General features: G+C 43.7%; 15 protein-coding genes. 14 read left to right on the top strand and 1 reads right to left on the bottom strand.

Annotated features, from left to right (window positions below; translation table 11 throughout):
* The first annotated feature begins 156 nt into the window (after nucleotides 1-156).
* The 3 genes from OZ660_RS18800 (at nucleotide 157) to OZ660_RS18790 (ending at nucleotide 3,015) form a co-directional block, all read left to right on the top strand.
* The gene (locus OZ660_RS18800) at nucleotides 157-1,596 is read left to right on the top strand and encodes a DNA-3-methyladenine glycosylase 2 family protein (RefSeq protein WP_274742006.1); all 1,440 of its coding nucleotides are present in this window, start codon (nucleotides 157-159) and stop codon (nucleotides 1,594-1,596) included.
* Nucleotides 1,597-1,663: 67 nt separating this feature from the next.
* Nucleotides 1,664-2,134: a methylated-DNA--[protein]-cysteine S-methyltransferase gene (locus tag OZ660_RS18795; protein WP_274742005.1), complete on the top strand. Its 471-nt coding sequence runs from the start codon at nucleotides 1,664-1,666 to the stop codon at nucleotides 2,132-2,134.
* Entirely contained in the window at nucleotides 2,125-3,015 is an 891-nt protein-coding gene (locus tag OZ660_RS18790) for a DMT family transporter (protein ID WP_202262852.1), read from the top strand. Before OZ660_RS18795 ends, OZ660_RS18790 begins: the two co-directional genes overlap by 10 nt.
* Here the strand turns inward: OZ660_RS18790 and OZ660_RS18785 are convergent.
* Nucleotides 3,005-4,426: a sensor domain-containing diguanylate cyclase gene (locus OZ660_RS18785; protein ID WP_274742004.1), complete on the bottom strand. Its 1,422-nt coding sequence runs from the start codon at nucleotides 4,424-4,426 to the stop codon at nucleotides 3,005-3,007. The two genes, OZ660_RS18790 and OZ660_RS18785, sit on opposite strands and share 11 nt — an antisense overlap.
* Nucleotides 4,427-4,667: 241 nt before the next feature.
* On the opposite strand from OZ660_RS18785, the gene glmU reads away from it, so the two are divergent.
* The 11 genes from glmU (at nucleotide 4,668) to OZ660_RS18730 (ending at nucleotide 18,858) form a co-directional block, all read left to right on the top strand.
* The gene (glmU, locus tag OZ660_RS18780; protein ID WP_274742003.1) at nucleotides 4,668-6,029 is read left to right on the top strand and encodes a bifunctional UDP-N-acetylglucosamine diphosphorylase/glucosamine-1-phosphate N-acetyltransferase GlmU; all 1,362 of its coding nucleotides are present in this window, start codon (nucleotides 4,668-4,670) and stop codon (nucleotides 6,027-6,029) included.
* A 129-nt stretch (nucleotides 6,030-6,158) separates the two neighbouring features.
* On the top strand, nucleotides 6,159-7,184 hold the full coding sequence (locus OZ660_RS18775; RefSeq protein WP_274742002.1) for a Gfo/Idh/MocA family oxidoreductase: 1,026 nt from the start codon (nucleotides 6,159-6,161) through the stop codon (nucleotides 7,182-7,184).
* Nucleotides 7,185-7,317: 133 nt separating this feature from the next.
* Entirely contained in the window at nucleotides 7,318-8,109 is a 792-nt protein-coding gene (locus OZ660_RS18770) for a DeoR/GlpR family DNA-binding transcription regulator (RefSeq protein ID WP_274742001.1), read from the top strand.
* Nucleotides 8,110-8,111: 2 nt separating this feature from the next.
* Entirely contained in the window at nucleotides 8,112-9,944 is a 1,833-nt protein-coding gene (glmS, locus tag OZ660_RS18765) for a glutamine--fructose-6-phosphate transaminase (isomerizing) (protein WP_274742000.1), read from the top strand.
* Between the two features lie 194 nt (nucleotides 9,945-10,138).
* Nucleotides 10,139-11,266, top strand: coding sequence for a helix-turn-helix domain-containing protein (locus OZ660_RS18760; protein WP_274741999.1), 1,128 nt, complete (start codon nucleotides 10,139-10,141; stop codon nucleotides 11,264-11,266).
* A 74-nt stretch (nucleotides 11,267-11,340) separates the two neighbouring features.
* Nucleotides 11,341-11,817, top strand: a complete 477-nt coding sequence (locus OZ660_RS18755) for a DNA-binding protein (protein ID WP_274741998.1) — start codon at nucleotides 11,341-11,343, stop codon at nucleotides 11,815-11,817.
* Between the two features lie 93 nt (nucleotides 11,818-11,910).
* On the top strand, nucleotides 11,911-12,120 hold the full coding sequence (locus OZ660_RS18750) for a helix-turn-helix domain-containing protein (RefSeq protein WP_123324127.1): 210 nt from the start codon (nucleotides 11,911-11,913) through the stop codon (nucleotides 12,118-12,120).
* A 12-nt stretch (nucleotides 12,121-12,132) separates the two neighbouring features.
* A complete protein-coding gene (locus OZ660_RS18745) occupies nucleotides 12,133-14,274 on the top strand; it encodes a class I SAM-dependent DNA methyltransferase (RefSeq protein WP_274741997.1) in 2,142 nt (713 codons plus the stop codon).
* Entirely contained in the window at nucleotides 14,271-15,401 is a 1,131-nt protein-coding gene (locus OZ660_RS18740; protein ID WP_274741996.1) for a restriction endonuclease subunit S, read from the top strand. Before OZ660_RS18745 ends, OZ660_RS18740 begins: the two co-directional genes overlap by 4 nt.
* Nucleotides 15,402-15,415: 14 nt before the next feature.
* A complete protein-coding gene (locus tag OZ660_RS18735; protein WP_274741995.1) occupies nucleotides 15,416-17,515 on the top strand; it encodes a RecQ family ATP-dependent DNA helicase in 2,100 nt (699 codons plus the stop codon).
* On the top strand, nucleotides 17,512-18,858 hold the full coding sequence (locus OZ660_RS18730) for a DNA-processing protein DprA (protein WP_274741994.1): 1,347 nt from the start codon (nucleotides 17,512-17,514) through the stop codon (nucleotides 18,856-18,858). The genes OZ660_RS18735 and OZ660_RS18730 overlap by 4 nt, the downstream gene beginning before the upstream one ends.
* Nucleotides 18,859-18,865 lie beyond the last annotated feature (7 nt).

Raw genomic sequence — 18,865 nt, 5'->3', positions numbered from 1 at the left:
TTTCGATATTATGCGGATAGCGCGGCTAATGATCAAATTCACGTCTTTTTTGTATGCTCACATAAAAACAATTGTGAGATCCGATTTTGTCGCGCACTGTGTATCAATGCGCTATAGACTAGCACTGTTCATTCAATAAGGCGCTGTAAATTCTTTATGTCAGAGCTTCAACTTAAAAACGGTACTAGTGTTGATTCCCAGACCTTAACTAAAGCTCGGCTAAGTCGCGACCCACGTTTTGACGGTACTTTCTTTGTGGCAGTCAAAACAACGGGGATCTTTTGTCGCCCGATTTGCCCCGCCAAGTTACCGAATGAAGAAAATGTAACTTACTATCAGCATGCGACCACTGCCATGGCACATGGTTTTAGACCTTGCTTTCGATGTCGCCCAGATAGTGCGCCTCACTCGCCAGCGTGGAGTGGCGTGGGTGCAACGGTAAATCGTGCAATTGCGTTGCTATCGGTTATTCCTTCAGAATCAGTGTCTGGTGTCGCAGCACGGTTAGGGATAAGTGAGCGTTATCTCAATAAGTTGATGGTGAATGCATTAGGTTTGTCTCCTAAGTCATTTCAAAATATGCATCGTGCTTTATTCGCCAAGCAGCTTATTCAACAGTCTTCACTGTCGATAACTGATGTGGCATTTACGGCTGGGTATCAGTCATTACGACAACTGCAGCGCGCCATGGCCCAGTATTGCGATACTACACCGTCACAGCTTCGCAAACACCAAAGTCATACTGAACAACAAATCACGTTATTTTTGTCTTATAGACCACCTTACAACTGGCCTTATGTTCGCCAGTTTTTGGCACTTCGCGCTATCCCAAGGATGGAGCAGGTGACAGAAGATACTTACGAACGTTGGTTTGAATGGGAAGGAGCTGATGGCTATTTCAGTGTTAAACACGACCCTAAACGCAGTGGATTTTCAGTAGCACTTACGCTTTCAAATTTAATGCATTTACATCGCGTTATTGAAAACATTAAAGCTATGCTCGACCTTAATGCAGACCCCATATTGATTGAAGAAAGTTTAACCAAAGCGGGGCTTGCGCCGCAACAGCTTACCTGCGGTTTACGACTTCCTAGCGCATGGAGCGTGTTTGAAAGCGGATGTCGCGCTATTGTAGGGCAACAGGTGAGTGTTAAAGCCGCTATTGGGCAAGTATCGTTACTGGTACACCATTTAGGACGGCAGGCGATACATTCACAAGATAACTTGGATGCTCATGCTGAAAAAGCACCAGCACAGTCGCACGTTTATTTCCCAACACCTGACGATGTAGCGTCGAGTGACCTTGCGTTTTTGCGTATGCCGCAGGCTAGAAAAAATGCTATTCGTCAGTTCGCCAGTTTATTCGCGCAAAGTAAAATGCCATCGCACGATGATATTTTATCGATAAAAGGCATAGGACAATGGACACTGGATTGCTTAAGAATGCGCGGTGAACGAAACCCGGATGTGTACCTCTCTGGCGATTTAATAGTACGTAAAACCGCAGAAAAATTTGTCGTGCGTTCAGAAGACGCAGCGCCCTGGCGTAGTTATCTTACGCTTCAGATGTGGCAGTTGAGTGAGCACAATACATAAACACATTAATTAGTTGAAACTGCGTGTTACAAGCACGTATTGAGAGTGCAACAAGAAAAGGGCTTTTATGGAATACACACAGCATATTGAAACGCCTGAAGGCTACGTGCAAGTGCATGCCAACACACAGGGTGTTACTGCGATTGCGTTTGTGGATGCACCCGAGAAAACCGCAATAAGTAATGTGTTAACTCAAGAAGCGTGTGCACAACTTAATGCCTATTTTGCCAGAAAACTTACCCAATTTGACTTACCTTTAGCTGCTGGCGGTACGCAATTTCAGCGCCGGGTGTGGGAAGCGCTTGTGCAAATCCCTTATGGTGAAACGGCGAGCTATCTGGATATAGCAAACGCTATAGGAAACCCTAAAGGTGTGCGCGCCGTTGGTATGGCTAATGGTCGGAATCCTATTGCGATAGTCGTGCCTTGTCATCGTATTATTGGCAGTAACAAAACCCTCACCGGCTATGCTGGCGGTTTGCATCGAAAGCAGTTTTTGTTGAATTTAGAAGGAGCGCAAGGCGTATTATGGCAATAAAAGATCTTCTATCACTGTTAGTGCTAGCAGGTATTTGGGGAGGCTCATTTATATTTATGCGAGTTGCTGCCCCTGAGTTTGGTATCTATGTGCTCGTTGCAATTCGTACATTACTTGCCACAGCGGTTTTACTTCCTTTGCTCATGTTGCGAGGTTCGATTAAAGATATACGGCAACATTGGTTAGCCATTGCGTTAGTCGGGCTTGCCAACACCGCAGTGCCTTTCGTGCTGTTTAACTACAGCAGTTTGCATTTGGAAGCGGGCGTAAACGCAATTTTAAACGCCACAGCGCCTATGTTCGGCGCAATAGTTGCGTGGGCATGGCTGGGCGACAAATTAACTAAATCTGCGATAGCGGGGCTGTTTATTGGTTTTATCGGTGTGGCGGTAATTAGCCAGCAAAAGCTAGGCGAAGGAGAAATAAGTTTTTTACCTATCCTTACAGCGTTACTGGCTACATTGGGGTATGGTATTGCCGCAAGTATGATGAAAAAGTGGTTGCAGGGAGTAAAGCCATTGGTCGTCGCTACGGGTAGCCAAGCGATGGCAAGTGTAATGTTAGCACCGTTTGCACTGGCGACCTTACCCGCTACTATGCCAAGCACCCATGCTTGGGCAAACGCTGTGGCACTGGCCATTGCAGGTACCGGTATTGCGTACATTCTTTACTTTAAGTTAATTGCCAATATAGGCCCAGCAAAGGCGATAACGGTGGCATACCTTGTACCGCTATTTGGCATCGTTTGGGGAGTGTTGTTTTTGCAAGAGCACTTGTCAGCACAAACCATCATCGGTGGTCTAATGATTCTGTTCGGTGTTGCACTGACAACAGGTGTGCTCACAAGGAGGCGGTCTAAAGCACAGACCGCTACTCAATAAGCTGCATCCTCACTAAATTGCTTCCATCGCGCTTTGCTTGATAAAGCGCGTCTTCTGCATGTGCAGTGACTTCATGCATAGCGCGGCTTGATGCGGTATAGGAAATACCAATCGACGCTGTTATTTGTAGGTCAGGTAATTCTGGTAACGGCGGTAATGTGGCAATACCATGACGAATATTCTGAGCAAGATCAAACGCCACATGTGGGCCAGTATTTGGTAACAGGACAATAAACTCTTCACTACTCCATCGTCCTAGTACGTCGCTATCTCGTAAATGATCCGCTAAATACCCCACCACTTTATCCAGAATATCGTCACCTGTGTTTCTTCCGTGAGCATCCACTATGTCGCTAAAACCATCTACATTAATCAGCATCAAACTCAGTGAATTGTGTTCAGCCAACAGTGTTTTATAGATGAGCTGTAAGTTATCTTTTTCGGGCAAGCGAGTAGAATGTCGTACAACTAAGTCTGGCTGCATATCTTTTCTAAAGTAGTACAGCAGGTTGTATATAAGCAGAAACAGAGAAAACACAACAACAAGCAGCGTTACAACACTGAAAATAAACGCCTGAGAAATCTCCGCTTGTCGGTCTTCAAGAGGGCTTAGTAAAAACACAGTCCAGCCAAACTGATTGAGTTTAACTTCAGCAATAAGAAAATCTTTCTGATCAATGGTGACAAGCTTATTGTTAAGCGCTTGCTCGTCTTGAATGGCGATGGGCAGACTTGCATACCAAGGCAATTCTGAAAGATTCGTAAATTCAGAATATGACGCAATAAGTTCTGGATCAGATGACAGCATAATGTCGCCTTGTCCATCGACAAAGAGAAAGTCGTAGCCATACTCCTGCTTGTAGGTATCAAAAACTTCGATAAAGCTTCTAAGGCTTTTACCTACCCCAAAAAAGCCTAAGAATTTTCCAGATTCGTCGTGAATTTTAATATCGATGTAAAAATGGGTATCTTCCCATTTGCCGATGTCTGCAACGGCATCAGCTGGGTGGTCTCGATACTTGAAGTACCAACTTACCTCACCCTCAACAAGATCAATTATCGAGCCGTCAGAATTGTATTGCTTTCTGTCACTTTCTGAGGCGATAAAAAACGATAAGCCAAATTCATCTTCAAGACGATCCAATGTCTTGAAAACAGCAGTCTCATCAATGTTCTCACCGCGCATTAAATCGACAAGCTCAGTGGAGTGCCCCAACGCTTCAGAAATATGAAGTGGTTTAAGCAATTGCTCGACAATTAGCGAAATGGCGGGTGATAAGGATTGTTGTTGCGCGCGACTTTGCTCGGCAACAATTTTGGAAATACTAAAATGAACCAGTGTCACAATGGCGATGACTACCACGGCGAATAACACCAGTATGCTTCGATGCAGTGTTCTAAATGTGTTCACAGACTACGCATGCTCCCTTGCCTGACTGAACGTTATATCGTTAGTGCAATTATAACCGCTGCACTTATGAACTACTAGGTAGTTTGCTGTAAATTTAGACTAAATGACAAAAGCCTATTTGACTAGTGGATATGACGCTTTTTGATGTAATGAAGCACTGACATCTTCATCTACCTTAGTTACACTAGCCTTAATCATTGATATTTACTGTTTATACGTATTAGCAAATTAAAGGAATACTATGGCTTTCTCAGTCGTTGTTTTAGCTGCGGGTAAAGGTACCCGCATGAAGTCATCTTTGCCAAAAGTACTGCACAAAGTTGGCGGTGTGCCAATGGTTCAACGCATCATTAATACCGTTAAATCGCTGGGCGCTGACAATATACATCTTGTTTACGGCCACGGTGGTGACCAACTTAAAGCAACGATTATCGAAGACAACCTAAACTGGTGTTTGCAAGCTGAGCAATTGGGTACAGGTCATGCTGTTCAGCAGGCGGTTCCTCATGTAAAAGACGATGAGGATGTGCTCATTTTGGTTGGTGATGCGCCGCTAATACGAGAAGAAACGTTAAGCGCGCTTAAAGCGGTAAAAGCACAGTGTGACCTTGCGTTATTAACGGTAGAGCTGGATGACCCTACAGGTATGGGGCGCATCGTTCGTGAAAACGACAATATAACTGCGATTGTAGAACATAAAGACGCGACAGACGCTCAGCGTGAAATAAAAGAAATTAATACTGGCATGATGATGATGTCAGGCGCAGACCTAAAACGCTGGTTGGGTGATTTAAGCAACGACAACGCGCAGGGCGAGTACTACCTTACTGATGTGATTGCGATGGCGGCCGCTGAAGGTAAGCGAATTCAATCTGCGCAGCCGCAATCAGCGGTAGAAGTTGAAGGTGTCAATAACCGTTTGCAACTCGCTAACCTAGAACGCGCTTTACAACATCGTCAAGCTAATGAACTGATGACCAATGGTGTAACGCTACTTGACCCATCACGCTTCGATTTACGTGGTTCAATGGATATTGGCAATGACATTGTTATTGACGTAAACGTTATTGTTGAAGGTGAAGTCAAAATTGGCAGCAACGTTACAATTGGTGCTAACTGTATTTTGCGAAACTGCACGATTGCAGATAATGCAGTGATTGAAGCCAATTCAATTATCGAAGATGCTCAAGTGGGTGAAGCGTGCGTAGTCGGCCCTTATGCCCGACTTCGTCCTGGCGCAGTTATGCACAAAAATGCCAAAGTGGGTAACTTTGTTGAAATGAAAAAAGCAGTTTTGGGTGAGGGTGCAAAAGCCAATCACCTTACTTATTTAGGTGACGCACAGGTCGGCCCGAATGCCAACATTGGCGCGGGTACCATCACATGTAATTACGATGGCGTGAATAAATCAAAAACCATTATTGGAGAGAATGCATTTATTGGTTCTAACTCTTCATTGGTTGCGCCTGTGTCTATTGGTGATGGCGCAACGGTTGGAGCGGGCTCAGTTATCACCAGTGCAGTGGAAGATAAAGCATTGGCTGTCGCGCGCGGTAAACAGCGCAATATTGCGAACTGGCCGAGACCGACTAAAAAGTTGTAACAAGGCGCAAATCAGCCTTAGCTAATAAAAAAGCGGAGCGAGTTCTTTAATAAAGACGCTCCGTTTTTTTATGCTTGTTATAGTAGTAGACACAACACGCAAGTTTCAATTTCCCACCAAGGAGCACAAATGCTTTCTACCTTACTTGTTGGATTTGGTTTTTCAGCCCAGACCTTTCATCTGCCATTTCTCAACTATCTTCCAGACTTCGTTGTTGATGGGGTGGTATCTTCAAAACCTGACTTGGTAAATGCAGCGCTGCCCGACGCTACTGTGTATACATCCTTAGAAGAAGCGCTGGAAAAGCACACTTTTGACTTGGTGGTGATCACAACGCCAAATCACCTTCATGCACCTCAAGCTAAACTTGCTCTTGGATATAACTGTCATGTATTAGTCGAGAAGCCATTTACGTTAAGCACAGCCGACGCAGAGGCGCTTGTTAGTCTGGCAAAGTCTAAAAATCGCAAGCTTTGTGTTTACCACAATAGACGCTTTGATGGCGACTTTCTTACGCTTAAGAAGCTTATGGCAGAAGGCACCTTGGGAGATGTTAAGCGATTTGAAAGTCGATTCGACCGCTTTCGTCCTACACCGCGTAATCGTTGGCGAGAGAATGCCGGGCCGGGCAGCGGTATTTTCTGGGATCTTGGCCCTCATCTTATAGACCAGGCTCTACAGCTATTTGGTGAGCCTAAAGCAGTATCAGCTGATATCGTTACACTTCGCGAAGGTGGTCAATCAGATGACTGTTTTGATATTACGCTTCACTACGAAGATAAAGTGATAAAACTCGGCAGTTCTGCCTTTCAAGGCGGCGCTACATTGCGCTTTGATGTGCAGGGAACAAAAGCTAGCTATCGTAAATTCTATTTAGATCCACAAGAAGACCAGTTAAGGGCTGCGTTGCCGTTCACAGATGAAAAATGGGCCGTGACACCACATGAAGAACACGGTGAGCTGGGTAATGAGGCAACTCAGAAGAAAGTCCCCACTCTTGATGGTCAGTATCTCACTTTCTTCAAAGAATTTGCGAAGGCCGTTGCAGGCAATGCTTCTTTGCCAGCAGATGCAAACAGTGTGGTTGCTGTAATTCGAACAATAGAGCTGGCCATTGAAGCAAATGCTGCACAGGCAAAATTGATGTATAAATAAACAAAACGCTTGATCAAAGTTTCGTAATAACATAGCATGCTTTCGAAATATAATTCATAGCTTTCGTTTTGAAAGTTATGCGTGTTTGCCACCTACTGTGAATATAACTATTAACCGAGCGGAACGATAACAATTGAGAAGTAGTAAGTCAGTTGATGTGCGACGTCAGGCAATAGTGACGTGGATAAACCAGCACGGCCACACGCAGGTGGAGGCCTTGGCAGCACAATTTAATACATCTGAAGTCACTATAAGAAAAGACTTAGCGGCCCTTGACGCGCAGGGGTTAATAATTAGACAGTTCGGTGGTGCGGTACCGGCAGTTGCAAATCACAGTGTACCCGACGCGTTATCCCCAAAAACAAGCAATGTCATATCATCGCTTTCTCATATCGGTGAGTGTGCAGCATCGTTGGTTAAGCCTGGCAGCAAACTTGTTATCGATTGCGGCTCAACAACTTCAACAATCCTTCCTTTTTTGTCACAGATTGGTGGTTTGGTAGTGATGACCAATGCGCTGGCGACAGCGAACTACCTTACACAATGTGAGAAAGAGCCTACTGTGCTGATGACAGGCGGTACGTGGGATGCACAATCGCAGTCTTTTCAAGGTGCTATGGCCGAACAATTGGTTAACGCCTATAGTTTTGATATTGCTTTTATTGGCGCTGCAGGTATTGATGTCAACCGCGGTACAACCACGTTTAACGAACTAACAGGTGTAACACGCGCCATGGCCCAAGCCGCCAGTAAGGTCGTTGTAATGGCAAGTTCGAAGAAACTAACTCATAAAATGCCCAATCTCGAATTAGGTTGGGACACTATTTCAGTTTTGATCACTGACGAGGGTATCAGTGCTCAAGATAAACAAAACATCGAAGAACAGGGCGTTGCGGTAATGATTGCTGCGCTTAATGGAGAATAATTATGTGTGGAATTGTAGGCGCTGTTGCCGAACGTAATGTAGTAGAAATTCTACTAGAAGGACTTAAACGCCTTGAGTACCGTGGGTATGACTCGGCTGGTGTGGCATTGTTGCAACAAGATGGCACGCTAAAACGCATTCGTCGTACAGGCAAAGTACAAGAACTGGCTGACGCTGTAGCACAAGAAGACGCACTTGGTGGAACGGGTATCGCGCATACACGCTGGGCAACACACGGTGGTGTTACTGAAGCGAATGCCCACCCTCATTTCTCAACTGACCGCGTGGCAGTAGTACACAACGGCATCATTGAAAACTATGTAACACTAAAAGCGCAGCTTGCTGAAAAAGGGTATACCTTCACCAGTGATACTGATACCGAAACTATTGCGCACACCGTTCACGAAGAATTGAAATCAGGTAAAACACTTTTAAACGCGGTACAAAGCGCAGTTAAAACCTTTCACGGTGCTTATGGCACAGTGATTATGGATAAAGAAGATCCAAGTCGCGTGGTAGTGGCGCGCTCTGGCAGTCCATTAGTCATTGGTTTGGGCCTAGGTGAGAACTTTATCGCATCTGACCAAATGGCATTATTGCCAGTAACTCGCCGCTTTATCTTTTTAGAAGAGGGCGATGTAGCTGAAATCACGCGTCGCGACGTAAGTATCTTTGATAAAGATGGCGCACCTGTAGAGCGTGAAGTTATTGAATCGAATATTGAGCACGATGCGGGTGATAAAGCGGGCTACCGTCACTACATGCTTAAAGAAATTCACGAACAACCTACCGTTGTACGCAATGCACTTCAAAATCGTATAGACGAGAATGGTCTAATGCCTGGCGTATTTGGCGAAGGCGCGGCAGATATCTTTAGCAAAGTAAAACACGTTCAAATTATTGCTTGTGGTACAAGTTATCATGCGGGTATGACTGCGCGTTACTGGCTTGAGCAATACGCGAATGTATCGTGTAACGTAGAAATTGCGTCTGAGTTCCGCTACCGCAAGTCTGTGGTTCACCCAAACAGTTTGCTTATTACCATTTCTCAGTCAGGTGAAACGGCAGATACATTGGCAGCACTACGTCTTGCAAAAGAATTGGGCTACATGTCGAGCCTGACCATTTGTAACGTACCTGGCTCATCGCTTGTACGCGAATCCGACCTTGCCTTTATGACACGCGCTGGCGCTGAAATTGGTGTAGCTTCAACCAAAGCCTTCACTACGCAGTTAACGGCATTCTTGATGCTAACCTTAGCACTTGGCAAAGAGAACGGTATGGCCGAATCTGATGCTAAAGGTATTGTTTCTGCGCTTCATAGCCTACCTGCAAAGCTAGAAGAAACCTTGGCTATCACAGGTGGTATTGAAGACCTAGCCGAAGAGTTTGCTGACAAAAACCATAGTTTATTCTTAGGTCGTGGTGACCAGTATCCTATTGCAATGGAAGGCGCGCTTAAGCTTAAAGAGATCTCTTACATTCACGCTGAAGCCTACGCGTCTGGTGAGTTAAAGCACGGTCCACTTGCACTTATTGATGATGAGATGCCAGTTATCGTAGTGGCGCCTAACAACGAGCTACTCGAAAAGCTTAAATCTAACGTTGAAGAAGTACGCGCACGTGGCGGCATTATGTACGTATTTGCAGATAAAGACGCTGCCTTTGCGGGCGATGAAACTATGCGTGTTATTGATGTACCGCATTGTGAAGAGCCTATTGCGCCAATTATTTACACATTGCCACTACAGCTATTGTCTTACTATGTTGCTTTGATTAAAGGCACCGATGTGGACCAACCTCGTAACCTGGCAAAATCGGTAACGGTTGAGTAAGTGTTTTTTGGTTTGCAGACCTGTGCACGTTAAATAATGATCGAAACAGTGTTTAATGTGCGCAACTAATTTGAAAGTTCGCTACTGGTACAAAGTACGAAACAAAAACGGTCACGATATGTGGCCGTTTTTTGTTCACAATGTATACTTACTGTAAACTTGACAAAACTTGACTCCACTATATACTGCTCGCCATGCAAAAGAGACTTAATATCAAAAGCGCACAAGATGCAATGGAACAAGCTGGGTTGAATCAAACCGCAGTCGCTGAGTCTTTGGGCGTAACAAAAGAAGCAGTTTCACAATGGCTAAATGCCAAATCTTTCCCAAGACCTAATAAACTGTTGAAGCTTGCAAAGCTCTTACAATTAAGTTTTGGAGAGCTTGTAATAAACGATGAGCCGAACGCGCCATTGATTGCTTTTCGCAAAAAAGCAGGCACTAAGACTAAAGATCATCATATAGAAAAAGCGCAAGAAATAGGTCGCTTTTTACGTCACCTAGTACCTTACCTACCTTTTCAAACACTGGAAATGCCACCAGTGCTAAAATCACCAAACCGTGATTATGAATATTTACGTCAAGTAACGTCTAAAGTTCGTACAGATATTAATTTAGGTGAAATTGGAACTGTCGATTTCGTCCATTTAATTCGTCGATTTACTGAGCTCCAAGCAGTAGTGGTTCCAGCTTTGTGGGGTACAAAGCAGCGACATGAGAATGCTATACATATCCACTTACCTGATTCTCAAACAACTTGGGTTTATCTAAATTTAGACACAAACATCCATGATTTTAAGTTTTGGATGGCACATGAACTTGGCCACTGTTTGTCACCTTCTCTGTCTGGTGATGATGCAGAAGATTTTGCTGATGATTTTGCTGGCGCTTTGTTATTTCCATCTGCTCTTGCTGAAAAAGCATATACAGAGATAAACCAGCAAAGAACTAGCGCGGAAAAAATACAGAAAGTAATTGAGTTGGCTGACGAGCAAATCATATCGCCTTATACCGTTTTAGGGCAAACCAATAAATACGCGGCATATAAAGGTTTACCAGAAATTGAGTTAAGTAAGGCGTTCTTTGGTGCGGTCACTAATTTTAACAAACGCTTTCATAACTTAAGTGATACGTTATTAGGCGATATTCAGAAGCTTGATGCACGAGATTTTATAAATAAAACAGAGAACGCGTTTGAGACACCTTTCTTCGAGTTACTTAGAAAATACCTAAAAGAGCAAAACAAGGGCCCTGGATATGTACAAGTGGTTATGGGCATGCCATTGCTCGATGCTCGGAGCATACACTCTGAGTTAACTTAATGCCTCTATCAAAGATACTTGTAGATACCAACTCTTACCTCAGATTAGCACAAACAATACGACCACTATTATTTGTGTCTTTCGGCGACAATGAATATTGTTTATATATCCTGCCTGAATTAAATGATGAGCTAGCTAATAGGCGATTAAACTCTAAATTCCCTTGGGTTGACGAGGAAGAATATTTAGAAAATCGCAAAAGCTTTCCAACTGTCGGTCGTAAGCAAAAAAGAGCTATTCTCACTAACTTTGATTTTATTTGGGATTTTGTTCAAACCGAACTACCAGGTCCATCAAGAGTAGATGCTTTATATATCGCTTACGCTTTAGAGTTAGGCGTTCCTGTTGTCACCGACGACCAAGATATGACAGAGCTTGCAAAAGAATTTGAAGTTCCAGTTATGCCGACATTAGAGTTACTAAAAATCATGCATGACAGTAACCATGCTGATTTAAAAAAGATTAAAGGTATTGTTGAATACTGGCGAGCTATTGGTGACTGTCCCGCTAATTTGCACCGTGATTTAAAAAAGTTCTTCCCCGACCTCTAATTACCTATTCAACTCCTCACTTATTGATCTACATACGTAAAAGAGTAAACTGAACTCAATTGTACTTTTTCGACATTGGTGAGATTTCTCGACATGAGTGACCCTATTCTGACTATTAAAGACGTCGCTGACTATCTAAAAGTTAATGAGCGCACCATTTACCGGCTAGCTGCAAGCGGTGAGCTACCTGGTTTTAAAGTAGGTAACTCTTGGCGGTTTAAGCAAAGTGAGCTGGAGCAATATATTGCCGAACAACACAATCGAGCTAATGAACAAGACCCAAATAAATCAAAAAATAATTAGGAATCAGAATCCATGGCACAACTGGAAAACATTGAAGCAATAGAAAAACGCCTGTGGAAATCGGCTGATACCCTGCGCGCCAACTCTGAGTTGGCTAGTAACGAATACTTTTTACCTGTAATGGGGCTGATCTTTTTACGCCACGCATACAGTCGTTATTTATCAGTTAAAGATGACATTGTCGAAACCTTGCCGAGTCGTGGCGGCAAAACCCGTGCTCTAACGAAAGAAGACTTTTCTAAAAAAAGCGCGATTTACCTTAAAACAGAAGCGCAGTTTGATTACCTGATCGCTTTGAAAGATGCCGATAATCGTGCTGAAGCTATTATTCATGCCATGGAGTCTATCGAAGCTGACTACTCCAATCTGCGTAATCAGCTTCCCAAACAGGAATATAACAATATTCCAAACGATGTTTTGGGCATGCTTTTGCGTACGTTAAACCCTGAAGAATTAAAAAAGGCGACAGGTGATATTTTTGGTCGTATATATGAATATTTCCTTACCCAGTTTGCTGATCAAGGGGCTCATGATGGAGGCGAGTTCTTCACTCCTGTCTCATTAGTTCAATTATTGGTAAATGTGCTTGAGCCAGATCACGGTAAGATATTTGACCCTGCCTGTGGCTCTGGAGGCATGTTTGTTCAAAGTGCACATTTTATGGAACGCCATGCGCAAGACCCTCATGAACTGACCTTCTTTGGGCATGAAAAAAACCGTGTGACAACACGGCTGGCCAAAATGAATCTAGCGGTTCACGGGCTAGAGGGAAACGTAGAAGGTGGCGAATCAGCAATTACTTACTACAACGATCCACATGAAGGCTTATTTGGTACCGTCGATTATGTCATGGCAAACCCACCATTTAACGTCGACGAAGTTGATGCCGACAAGATCAAAGGCGATAAACGTCGCTTACCTTTTGGCTTGCCTGGTGTAAATAAAAACAAAAAAGTTAGCAACGGTAACTATCTTTGGATCCAGTATTTTTACAGCTATTTAAACGCTACAGGCAAAGCTGGGTTTGTAATGTCTTCTCAGGCATCCAGTGCTGGACGAGATGAAGCTAAGGTACGCGAGCAACTGGTGAAAACTGGCCATGTAGATATCATGGTTGATATTCGCGGTAACTTTTTCTATACCCGAACGGTGCCTTGTCAGCTTTGGTTCCTAAATAAAAATAAGCCAGAGCATTTAAACGATAAAGTGCTCATGCTGGACGCGCGTAATGTGTACCGCAAAGTCACTCGAAAAATTTATGACTTCAGCCCTGAGCAGCAGCAAAACTTAACCGCGATAATTTGGCTTTATCGTGGTGAAGGCCAAAGATTTATCGAACTGGTTCAACAATACATTAAAAGGTCGCTACTTGAGGCTGCTCAATGTGAGATTGTGGAAGAGCCAAAATGTAAACCACTTCCAGATTTTACAGAGCAATTAGGTAAGCTAAACGATGCCTTTAAGCCGTTTATGGAAAAGCTACAACAAGGCAAAGTAAACACCGAACCTTATCAAGACTTCCTTAATGCAAAAGAATCTGTAGAGTATGGCTGGGCTGCATTCCAAACTTTAACGAAGGAATTGCAGACCTCATGGGGCAGCAATAAATTCAACGATGCTGCAAGTTTATTGAGTTTTACGGACAAAGATACCTGCTTAAAAGAGCTGGCGGATCAAAGCCGTAACTTAATTAAAGAAGTCGATTTAGCGTATAAACTGGCAACTCGCGTTATCGAACTCGCTGAAGCCAATGAAGCGAAAGAAAGCGAACTTTGGGATAACGCATTACTCAATGGCCGTAGCCGCACTAATCTAAAGAAAACCGCTGATGAAGCTCGCAAGCAGGCGGTAGAGCAACTCAAGCAAGTACGTTATTTCTATAAGCAAGCACACTGGTTATTGAGCCGGTTCCCTGAGGGTAAACTTTGCGATGTTGAAGGCTTAGTGAAACTGGTAGATAAAGCAGATATTGAAGCCGCTGATTGGAGTTTAACGCCTGGCCGTTATGTCGGTGTAGCACCAGAAGAAGTGGATGACGAGTTCGACTTTGAAGAAGCCCTGCGTGATATCCATATTGAGCTGCAAGGCTTAAATAACGAAGCCACAGAGTTAGCCGAAAAAATTGCCCGTAAATTCGAGGAGCTGGGGGTATGACTACCTTGATTGATGTCAAGATTGACAGTTTAGGGCATATCGTAACAGGAAAAACACCTAGCAAAAAAGTTGCGGAATACTTTGATGGAGAGTTCCAATTCGTAACACCGTCAGATCTTAATTTTAAGCACTATTATTGCCGAACCACCGAAACGACAGTAACTGAAGCTGCAAAGGAAAAGCATAAAAACCAATTTATTCCTACTGGTTCTATTATGTTCACATGTATCGGCAACACGATAGGAAAATGTGCTATAGCCTCTGTTGATTGCCTTACAAATCAGCAAATAAATACTGTCATTCCACATCACCAGAATGAGTCTAAGTTTATTTACTATTTCTTAAACCACTATATGGATGTGTTTAGAGGCATAGGTCTTAGTGGTGGTGCTGCTACTCCAATAATAAACAAAACAGACTTCTCGAAAGTTGTTTTAAAGGCTCCAGAAAGAACACTCTGGCCTGAGATTGGTAATTTGCTGTCGAAATACGATGATCTCATTGAAAACAATCGCCGCCGTATTCAATTATTGGAAGAATCCGCTCGCCTGCTGTATCAGGAATGGTTTGTTCACTTGCGCTTCCCCGGCCATGAGCAAATTAAGGTTACCGATGGTGTACCGGAGGGATGGGAGAAAAAGCCTCTCAAGCAAATCGCGACATTAAACTACGGAAAAGCACTAAAAGCAGAAGTACGAGTGCCCGGACCATTTCCGGTTTATGGCTCTAGTGGTGAAGTTGGAAGCCATGAAAAAGCGTTGGTCAAAGGGCCTGGCATTGTTGTGGGGAGAAAGGGCAATGTTGGTAGTATCTATTGGGTCAATACCGATTTCTACCCTATTGATACGGTCTATTTTATATCCTCAGAAGAGAGTAGTTTATTTCTATATCACGCCCTTCAAAACGTGCAGTTTATAAATACAGATGTCGCCGTACCAGGGTTAAACAGGGATATGGCATACAGCCGAGGAATCCTTATTCCTGATGACAAAAATCTCCAACGGTTTTTATCTGAGGTTAAGCCAATACAAGAGCAAATAAACAAATTACAGGACTACAATGATAGGCTCGCTCAAGCACGAGACCTACTACTGCCTAAATTAATGAGTGGCGAATTAACTATTTAAATCAAGGAATGATAATGAACCGAGTACAAGCACAGCAATTACTAAAAATAGCGTTAGCAAATCCAACGGCAGAATTTCGTGATGGACAATGGGAAGCCATTGATGCACTCGTTAACCATCGTCAGAAACTCTTAGTCGTCCAGCGAACTGGTTGGGGTAAAAGCTCGGTTTATTTTATCAGCACTAAAATATTTCGTGATCGCGGTATGGGGCCAACGATTATTGTCTCGCCCTTACTTGCTTTAATGCGTAACCAGATTGAGTCTGCGCAGCGATTGGGTATCGTTGCTGAAACTATGAACTCCACCAATCAAAACCACTGGCAGGCGGTAACTCAACGTATTCTTAATAATCAAATAGATTGCTTGCTGATTTCTCCAGAGCGATTAGCCAACGATAACTTCATTGAAACAGTCTTACAGCCTATTGCTGACCGTATCGCCTTGATGGTGATTGATGAAGCCCACTGTATATCGGATTGGGGTCACGATTTCCGCCCTGATTATAGACGCATTGTTAATATTTTACGCCAGCTACCGGACAACACCCCTGTGTTAGGTACTACTGCTACAGCAAATGATAGAGTCGTTGAAGATATACAAACGCAGCTTGGTGATATTCAAATTCACCGAGGCCCGTTAATACGAGAAAGTTTAGCGTTACAAGCAATGACACTTCCTGATCAAGCATCTCGTTTAGCATGGCTTGCACAAGTGATTCCTACCTTACCTGGCACTGGTATTGTTTATACCCTAACGGTGCGAGATGCAGAGCAAGTTGCTAATTGGCTATGTGAGAATGGCATAGATGCAAACGCCTACCATGGTAGTGTGGAAGCGGAAGGGTTTGAAAATAGTAACTTGTATCGGCAACACCTTGAGGAGTTACTCTTACATAACGACTTGAAAGTGCTTGTTGCAACGACGGCTTTGGGTATGGGTTATGACAAACCAGATTTAAGTTTTGTTATTCATTATCAAGCGCCTGGCTCTATTGTTGCTTATTATCAACAAGTTGGGCGTGCAGGTCGTGGTATTGAACACGCGTTAGGCGTGCTTATGTCGGGAGTTGAAGACCAAGATATTCATGCATTCTTTAGAGATTCAGCCTTCCCTACAGGCCATCAGGTTGACGAAATATTAAACGTACTTGAACAGAGCGATGGACTTTCACTTCGCAATATTGAAGAGCAAACTAATTTGCGCCATGGCCAGATTGAAAAAGTGCTCAAGTTGCTTAGTGTCGAAAACCCCGCGCCAGTAATTAAAGAAGGTAGCCGCTGGTTAAGAACACCTATTCGATACCAAATGGATCATGCCAGAATTGCTCATTTAACAGGACAAAGAGTTCAAGAATGGCAAGAAGTGCAATCGTATATTCAAGATGCTGATTGTAAGATGACATTTTTACGCCGTGCATTAGATGATCATGACCCTACTCCTTGCGGTAAATGTGCATCTTGTATAGGAACCCCGGTAATTCACCAGCATATTGATCCAACTTTGGCGCATCGAGCAGGAACCTTCCTCAAACATGCGGAAATGGTGATCGCACCAAAAGCACAAGTGGCGGCTAATGCGTTCATTGAATACGGCTTTCGCGGCAATCTACCCCAACCACTTCGAGCACAGGAAGGCCGTGTTTTATCCCGCTGGGGAGATGCTGGATGGGGCCGAACTGTTGCAGATAACAAGCATGATGGTCGATTCTGCGATGATTTAGTTGCAGCAATGGCTGAAATGATTCAACAACGCTGGCAACCTAACCCTGCGCCTCAATGGGTATGCTGCGTACCTTCTAGGAACCATCCTGAATTGGTACCAGACTTTGCTCGACGACTAGCCGCAAGATTAGGTTTACCTTTTGTAGATGCGGTTAGCAAAGTTAAAGACAACCAACAACAAAAAGGGCAGCAAAACCGGTTCCACCAATGCCGTAACTTAGATGGTGCGTTCCAAGTGACACAACTTTATCAAGGTCAACCTGTGTTGTTAGTAGATGACATAGTTGACTCGGGTTGGACGTTAACAGTGATAGCTGCATTATTACAACAAGCTGGTAGTGGTTTGGTTTATCCGATTGCTTTAGCTTCATCATCGGTAAAAGATTCATGAGTATTTCCACAACGTTGTCATCAACAGCGCAAGCAACGCTGTTATTGACCAGCTACTTCTCGAAAGCGAGCAGTGAAAAAACTAAACCGCTGACAAATGCAGAGTGGGGTCGATTTGCCTTATGGCTTAAAGAAAAGTCCATTACCCCGGCGGATTTGTTGGTGCAAGACCCTGCACCATTATTGCAAGGTTGGTTTGATTCTCGAATTAGTGCGGACCGCATAATTGAGCTGTTGAATCGAGGCCACAGCTTAGCTCTTGCAATGGAAAAATGGCAGCGTGCAGGTTTATGGGTGGTTACACGCTCTGATCCTGAATACCCAAGACGGCTTAAAAAACGTTTGAAAACTGATTCTCCCCCAGTCCTATTTGGTTGCGGTAATAAAGATTTATTAAATGCGGGTGGCTTGGCCGTTATCGGTTCGCGCAATGCGAGTGAAAGTGACTTAGCATTCACCGATGAAGTTGGTGCAAAAGCAGCCTTGGAGAATATTGCTATTGTATCAGGTGGGGCTCGTGGTGTTGATGAAACTGCTATGTTGGGCGCAATTCGAACTGGCGGCGCTGTTGTAGGCGTTATGGCGGATAGCCTTCTAAAAGCAGCTACAAGTAGCAAATGGCGAAGAGGTTTGATGGACGGTCATGCTGTTTTGGTATCCCCCTTTTACCCTGAAGCAGGATTTAGTGCTGGCAATGCCATGGCAAGAAATAAATATATCTATTGCTTGGCTGATAGCTCTTTGGTTATACACTCAGGCAAAAAAGGTGGCACACTAAATGGGGCTGAAGAAAATTTAAAAAAAGCATGGGTGCCACTTTGGGTAAAACAAACTAACGACAAAGATGCTGCAAATGCTGATTTGGTTGGTAAAGGTGGCCGTTGGTTAGAGGAATATACTACTAACTTTGCTGTCTCAGATTTATTTAACATTGCAAGTAAGCATGAAGAGCAATCCTCAGTAGAACAGGCGGATCTATTTTCTATGCCTGAGCAGCCAGGATTGCTAGATGAACCTGAAATCAAGGCTCCAATTGAGCAAGTTCAACTCGAAGCTGAGCATACTCCTAAAGAAAAAGTGATCGAAGCAGAAGAGCAAGCCAACTCTTCAAACGAAACGATTTCTGGTAGTTCAGAGTCCAAAGCTGGTCCTATTGATTTTTATCAATTATTCATTGAAGAGCTTAATAGGTTGGCTCAAGAACCAATTAAGCTAGAAGATTTGATCGAGCAAACCCAGCTTCATAAGTCACAACTTACAGCTTGGTTGAAGCGAGCTGAAGATCAAGGGGTTGTAAAAAAACTGAATCGCCCTGTACGTTATAAAATTGAGAATAACAATTAGAAGGATT

Origin of the sequence: Alteromonas sp. 009811495 (assembly GCF_028865455.1) — a bacterium.
GTDB lineage: Bacteria > Pseudomonadota > Gammaproteobacteria > Enterobacterales > Alteromonadaceae > Alteromonas.
This window is presented reverse-complemented; position numbering and strand designations above follow the sequence as displayed.

What these genes read in the sequence shown, in the direction of transcription:
- OZ660_RS18800 (WP_274742006.1), top strand. Translation starts at nt 157, where the DNA reads ATGTCAGAGCTTCAACTTAAAAACGGTACTAGTGTTGATTCCCAGACC.
- OZ660_RS18795 (WP_274742005.1), top strand. Translation starts at nt 1,664, where the DNA reads ATGGAATACACACAGCATATTGAAACGCCTGAAGGCTACGTGCAAGTG.
- OZ660_RS18790 (WP_202262852.1), top strand. Translation starts at nt 2,125, where the DNA reads ATGGCAATAAAAGATCTTCTATCACTGTTAGTGCTAGCAGGTATTTGG.
- glmU (WP_274742003.1), top strand. Translation starts at nt 4,668, where the DNA reads ATGGCTTTCTCAGTCGTTGTTTTAGCTGCGGGTAAAGGTACCCGCATG.
- OZ660_RS18775 (WP_274742002.1), top strand. Translation starts at nt 6,159, where the DNA reads ATGCTTTCTACCTTACTTGTTGGATTTGGTTTTTCAGCCCAGACCTTT.
- glmS (WP_274742000.1), top strand. Translation starts at nt 8,112, where the DNA reads ATGTGTGGAATTGTAGGCGCTGTTGCCGAACGTAATGTAGTAGAAATT.
- OZ660_RS18760 (WP_274741999.1), top strand. Translation starts at nt 10,139, where the DNA reads ATGCAAAAGAGACTTAATATCAAAAGCGCACAAGATGCAATGGAACAA.
- OZ660_RS18750 (WP_123324127.1), top strand. Translation starts at nt 11,911, where the DNA reads ATGAGTGACCCTATTCTGACTATTAAAGACGTCGCTGACTATCTAAAA.
- OZ660_RS18745 (WP_274741997.1), top strand. Translation starts at nt 12,133, where the DNA reads ATGGCACAACTGGAAAACATTGAAGCAATAGAAAAACGCCTGTGGAAA.
- OZ660_RS18740 (WP_274741996.1), top strand. Translation starts at nt 14,271, where the DNA reads ATGACTACCTTGATTGATGTCAAGATTGACAGTTTAGGGCATATCGTA.
- OZ660_RS18735 (WP_274741995.1), top strand. Translation starts at nt 15,416, where the DNA reads ATGAACCGAGTACAAGCACAGCAATTACTAAAAATAGCGTTAGCAAAT.
- OZ660_RS18730 (WP_274741994.1), top strand. Translation starts at nt 17,512, where the DNA reads ATGAGTATTTCCACAACGTTGTCATCAACAGCGCAAGCAACGCTGTTA.